The 6,313-nt window shown below is 52.1% G+C and carries 3 protein-coding genes; all 3 read left to right on the top strand.

Going from position 1 to position 6,313, the window contains the following annotated elements; genetic code table 11:
• A partial coding sequence (locus tag EA408_00295; protein ID TVR75469.1) for an efflux RND transporter permease subunit occupies positions 1-3,723 on the top strand: 3,723 nt, incomplete at its 5' end.
• A gap of 125 nt (positions 3,724-3,848) precedes the next feature.
• Positions 3,849-5,228 carry a TolC family protein gene (locus EA408_00290; protein ID TVR75468.1) on the top strand — a complete coding sequence of 460 codons (1,380 nt, stop codon included), beginning with the start codon at positions 3,849-3,851 and terminating at the stop codon, positions 5,226-5,228.
• Between the two features lie 100 nt (positions 5,229-5,328).
• A partial coding sequence (locus EA408_00285) for an efflux RND transporter periplasmic adaptor subunit (protein ID TVR75467.1) occupies positions 5,329-6,313 on the top strand: 985 nt, incomplete at its 3' end.

Raw genomic sequence — 6,313 nt, 5'->3', positions numbered from 1 at the left:
GTGGCTCCTTTCAACTGGGATATCGATGTGCTGCCTCGCGACCCGGTACCGGTTGATGCCATACCCGATATTGGCGAGAACCAGCAGATCATCTTTACCGAATGGATGGGACGCTCTCCGCAGGATATAGAAGACCAGATCACCTATCCGCTTACAAGCGCACTGCTTGGAATACCTGGGGTGACAAGTATCCGCAGCACATCCATGTTCGGATTTTCAAGCATATACGTGATATTTGACGAGGATGTGGAATACTACTGGAGCCGGTCACGTATCCTGGAGAAACTGAACGCCCTTCCTCCCGGATTGCTTCCCGGGGGAGTAAACCCGCAGCTTGGTCCCGATGCTACCGCTCTCGGACAGGTTTTCTGGTACACCCTGGAAGGACTTGATGAGAATGGCGACCCGGCCGGGGGATGGGACCTGCACGAGCTGCGGTCGATCCACGATTTTTATGTCCGTCTGTCCCTCAACAGCGTACAGGGCGTTTCAGAGGTGGCAAGTGCCGGCGGGCATGTGAAGGAGTACCAGGTGGACCTCGATCCTGATGAGCTGAGAACCCGGAATATTTCAATTATGCAGGTGGCCCGCGCCCTGCAGCAAAGCAACCGGGAAACGGCCGCCAACACCATGGAGTATAACATGGCTGAATACCTGATCAGGGGTCTTGGTTATATTGAGTCGCTTGACGATATCCGCCAGACAGTCGTTGCCGTTAACAACAATGTTCCGGTGCGCATTGAAGATATAGCCAAAGTAAATATCGGGCCGGCAGTAAGAAACCACGGAGGTATACTCGACAAGGGAGGAGTTGAGGCCGTCGGAGGCGTGGTGGTTGCCCGTTACGGGGAGAACCCCCTGCAGGTGATACAAAATGTGAAGGATAAGATTGCAGAGATCAGCTCCGGACTGCCATCCCGTGAGCTGGATGACGGCACGGTGTCACAGGTTACCATAGTGCCTTTCTACGACCGTACACAACTTATATACGAAACCCTGGGCACCCTTAATGATGCCATTATCCTCCAGATCCTTATCTCGATCATAGTGATCATCGTGATGGTCTATCACCTGCGTACCTCACTGCTGATCTCGGCCCTGTTGCCCCTGGCTGTGCTGATGAGTTTCATCATGATGAAATATTTCAGGGTCGATGCCAATATAGTTGCCCTTTCGGGGATAGCCATTTCGATAGGTACGATGGTCGACCTGGGCATTATCATGAACGAAAACATACTGCGTCATCTGCGTGAGGCGGCAGGTTCGGCAAGGAACAGGCTGGAGACCATATATGAAGCTTCCGCGGAAGTTGCCCCTGCAATACTCACCGCGGTAAGCACCACCATTGTAAGTTTCCTGCCGGTATTTACGCTGCAGGCGGCAGAGGGAAGGCTGTTCTCACCGCTGGCGTTCACGAAAACCTTTGCCCTGGTCGCCTCGCTGATCATAACAATGGCCTTTATGCCTGTCCTGGCTTACCAGTTCTCAGGTAAGTTACGGATGAAAAAGTTCACCGGCTGGTTCAAAAACCTTTACGTAAGGCTTGCGCTGAACGGACTGCTGACTATAGCCGGAGCAGTGATTGCATTTAGCATATTGTGGTGGGCAGGATTGTTCCTGGTGCTGCTTGGGATTTCGGGATTACTTCAGAATATTTTCCCCGAAAGGGTAAAGCCATACAAAACCATAATAAATATGGGTATAACCCTGCTGGTGGTGCTGATATTGCTTGCCAGCGAATGGTTGCCCATCGGGGTTGAGAGGAGCCTGTTTATCAATATATTGTTCCTGGTAATTGTGATTTCGCTGGTTCTGGGACTGTTCAGGTTGTTCCTTCATTTCTACCCGCAAATTCTTATGTGGTTTCTTAACCACAAGAGAATATTCCTGGCCATACCGGTTGTGATTTTGATTCTGGGACTCAATATCTGGATGGGCTTTGGCACCGTTTTCGGATTCGTGGCCAGGGGATTTGATAATGTGGGTGTTAATGTCCGCACCACCAGTGTGTGGAGCAGTCTTCATCACACTTTTCCCGGACTTGGACGGGAGTTTATGCCATCGCTCGATGAGGGCAGTTTCCTGCTGATGCCCACGACCATGCCTCATACCGGCATTGAGTACAACCTGAAAGTCCTGCAGGAACTGGACCGCCGCGTGGCGTCCATTCCGGAGGTGGAGATGGTGGTCGGAAAGGCCGGCCGCGCCGAGAGTCCCCTTGACCCTGCCCCGATGACCATGTTCGAGAATGTGATCAACTACAGGAGTGAATACAAAAGCGACATGGATGGCCGGAAGATACGGTTTGAGGTGGACCGGGACGGGGAGTTTGTGCGGGATGAAAACGGTGAGCTTATCCCCCACCCCCGCGGCCGTTATTACCGGCAATGGCGCGACCATATACAAACGCCTGACGACATCTGGCAGGAGATAACCCGGGCAGCGAGGTTTCCCGGACTAACATCGGCGCCAAAACTGCAGCCCATTGAAACACGGCTGGTGATGCTGCAGACCGGCATGCGGGCGCCGATGGGGATGAAGGTGTTTGGCCCTGACCTGGAAACCATTGAAGGATTTGCAATGCAGATGGAGGGAGTTCTGCAGGAGGTGCCTTATATCAGGGGCTCTACGGTTTTCGCCGACCGGGTGGTGGGTAAGCCTTACCTGGAGATAAAACCCGACCGGCGTGCCCTGGCCCGTCACGGCATTACCGTTGAAGAGTTTCAGCATGTGGTGGAGGTGGCAATTGGCGGGATGACAATGACAACCACGGTGGAGGGCCGGGAAAGGTATAACATCCGGGCCCGCTACGCGCGTGATTTCCGCGACGAGCCGGAGAAACTGAAAGATATCTGGCTCAGCTCTCCTGCCGGGTACCAGATCCCCCTGGGCGAGGTAGCGGAGATAACTTTCCGGCGCGGACCGGGTATGATACGCGGAGAAGATACATTCCTGGTGGCCTATATAACCTTCGACAAGGAGCAGGGACATGCTGACCTGTCGGTCATCGAACAGGCAACAGAGATGATAGAGCAGAGGATTGAGAGCGGCGATATAGTCGTTCCGCAGGGTGTGAATTTCCAGTTTTCGGGCAACTATGAAAACCAGATGCGTGCCGAGCGCCGCCTGATGCTGGTCATACCCCTGTCGATGATAGTGATATTCCTGATACTCTATTTCCAGTTCCGTTCAGTCTCCACCTCGCTTATGATTTTTTCAGCCATAGCACTTGCGTTTGCAGGAGGGTTCCTGATGCTGTGGCTTTACGGACAATCATGGTTTATGAACTTCAGCGCTTTCGGGGTGAATATGCGGGATCTTTTCCAGATGGATGTGGTAAACCTCAGCGTGGCTGTCTGGGTGGGCTTTATTGCACTTTTCGGGATTGCCACCGATGACGGCGTGCTGATAGCAACGTACCTTCAAAACAGCTTTAAAAAGCACAAGCCGGAAAACAGGGAAGAGCTCTATGCGGCAGTCCTCGAAGCAGGCAAAAAACGCGTGCGCCCCGCATTGATGACCACGGCAACAACACTTCTGGCGCTTCTGCCCATCCTGACCTCGACAGGAAGAGGGGCAGATATAATGATACCAATGGCCATACCGGCATTTGGCGGAATGACCATTGCCCTTATCACCCTATTCCTGGTACCGGTTCTTTTTACGGCATGGAATGAGCGGATGCTGAGCCAGGATAATAGCAATGAGGCAGAGTTACCGTGAACCACTTAATAATGAAGTTATTGAGCAGAGTAAATGATAAGATTGATCAGGGGAGGAACGATAAGACAGATCAGAAAAAATGATACGATTGATTGGGAAAACCGGGATTTTGCAAAAACAGAAATATGATGAAGCGCAATAGCATGATTATATCAGATTCGGAAATCGGAAAGATCAGTCCGGGAAAAGTTGGATACAACCCCTGCCTGACTGAAACAGGACCCCAACCACGGCAACCAGCCATGGCGGCTTTCCTGGCTGCAACTCTTGTTTTGGTTGCCGTTTTCATCAGCCCTCCTTTAGTTGCCCAGGTATACCCGGAGAGGTACCTTGAAGAGGCGCTGAAAAGTAATCCCGGACTGCAGGCCGGGCAAAAAGCTTATGAGGCATCATTGCAGCAGGCCGATATTGCCTCTGCCCTGCCCGATCCTGAGCTTTCAGCAGGATTTTTTACACCTCCCATGGAGCGGCTGATGGGAAACCAGTGGTTTGACCTGAGGGTTATGCAGATGTTCCCGTGGTTCGGCACGGTGGAAAGGAGAAGGACTGCAGCACATTATATGGCGGAAGGAACGCATCATCAGTACCGTGAACAGCGAAACAGCCTGTTTATGGAGATGACCCGCTTATGGCTTGAGATATACAAAAAAGAACAGCAAAAAGAGGTAATAAGGCAATCGGTCGATATTCTCAAAGAGAGGGAGGATATTATCTATAGCCGGTATGGGGGCGGAGAGCAACGGGGGGGTCTGGCACTGGATATTTACAGGATGGAGATACAGATTGCCGACCTTGAGAACCGCATTGAAAAGATTGAGGAGGAAAAAACTTATCTGGTCCGCAGCTTCAATTTACTTGCCGGCAGGGAAGAGACAGCAGCTATTGAAACTCCGGAGGAATTACCCGGAATTTCAGGAAACGATATAGCTGCTCCCCCGGAAGAAAATGATTTTGGAGGCAATCCCCGTCTGAACATGGCCGCGGCAAGGGCAGAGGCGGCAGAGATACAGAAAGACATAAACCGGTTGATGACCCGGCCAATGCTGGGAGTGGGACTGCAATACTCATATTTTGCTCCGGGCCGGGCGGCAATGGGACAAATGGACGGGGGGCATATGATAATGCCAATGGTTTCGGTCACCCTTCCGGTATTCAGAAAAAAGAACGAGGCAACAAGGCAGCAGGCTGTTCTGCAGTCCGAAGCCGCGGCTTTCCGCGAAAGCGATCAGGTCAACAACCTGAAGATCCAATGGGCAGAACTGACTGCCGAGTCAAGGAATATTCAACGGGACCATGATTTTTACCTGCGACAACTGGAAATAACACATAAAGCCTGGGAGCTGGTTCTAACGGGCTATGCCGCCGGAGATGAAGGCTTTGATGAGCTGCTGCGGCTGCTGGACCAGATGGTGGACCTGGAATGGAGGTTGCTGGAGGCAAAAGTCGATCAGCATATTAAATATGCGGAAATGGACAGGATACATGCGAGAAATATTTTTGAATAACAGGACCGGCGCCTGTCCCCGATCCTCTGACCAGGGGGATGCAGGACCGGCAAACCTGACAGAACAGATAAGGAAATGATAACCGTAAAAATATAGCGCCATGGAGAACGATAAAAAAAGAACCTACGGAATTTACCTGCTGCTGATTCTCGGCGGCATACTGCTCGGATGGCTGCTGTTTGGCGGTGGCAATGATGAGCATGCTGATCACGGTCATGACCATGATCACACTGAAATACAAGAGAGCGCAGATGTTGATTATACCTGCTCAATGCATCCCCAGGTGCGGCAGGATGAGCCGGGGGACTGCCCTATATGCGGTATGGAGCTGATTCCCGCTTCAGATGAGGACGACCACCAGGAGGATGATCCGTTCCTGTTTACTTTGCAGGAGAGTCACGGCAGGTGGGCCAATGTGCAGACCGGGAAGGTTGAATCTGTCCATTCCGGCACCACGATGAGACTGACCGGCAAAGTGACTGTCAATGAAAGGGAGCAGCGCCGGATAACAGCCCATTTCCCGGGGAGGATTGAGCAGCTTTTCGCCGACTATACCGGAAGGTTTATCCGCCAGGGTGAAAGGCTGGCAACACTCTATTCACCGGAAATGATGCAGGCCCAGCAGGAGCTGATTCAGGCGGCAGCGGGAAAAGAGACACAACCGCGCCTTTATGAATCGGCAAGACAAAGACTTAAGCTTTTCAACCTGACAGAATCGCAGATTGACCTGATCGAGGAGAGCGGACAGGCATCATCAAATACCGATGTTTATGCCACGCAATCAGGATACCTGACAGAAAGAACTGTTTCTGAGGGTGACTATGTCAGCACAGGGCAGACAATGTTTGCCATTGCAGGCCTGAACAACGTATGGGTGGAGCTGGACGCCTATGAAAGTCAGATCGGGCTTATTGGGCCCGGTAACGAGGCAAAGGTGCAGTTGGCTGCTTATCCCGGAGAAGAGTTCGGTGGCCGGGTTGAGTTTGTTGACCCTTTTCTGGATACGCGGACAAGGAGCGCACGGGTAAGGCTCACTGTCGCCAATCGCGACAACATGCTCAAGCCGGGAATGCTGGTAAATGCAA

Source organism: Marinilabiliales bacterium (assembly GCA_007695015.1).
Classification (GTDB): Bacteria; Bacteroidota; Bacteroidia; order Bacteroidales; family PUMT01; genus PXAP01.
The sequence above is the reverse complement of the archived record's forward strand: the minus strand, read 5'-3'. Positions and strand labels throughout refer to the sequence as shown.

Coding starts and splice junctions, on each gene's coding strand:
- EA408_00290 (TVR75468.1), top strand. CDS start 3,849: ATGATGAAGCGCAATAGCATGATTATATCAGATTCGGAAATCGGAAAG.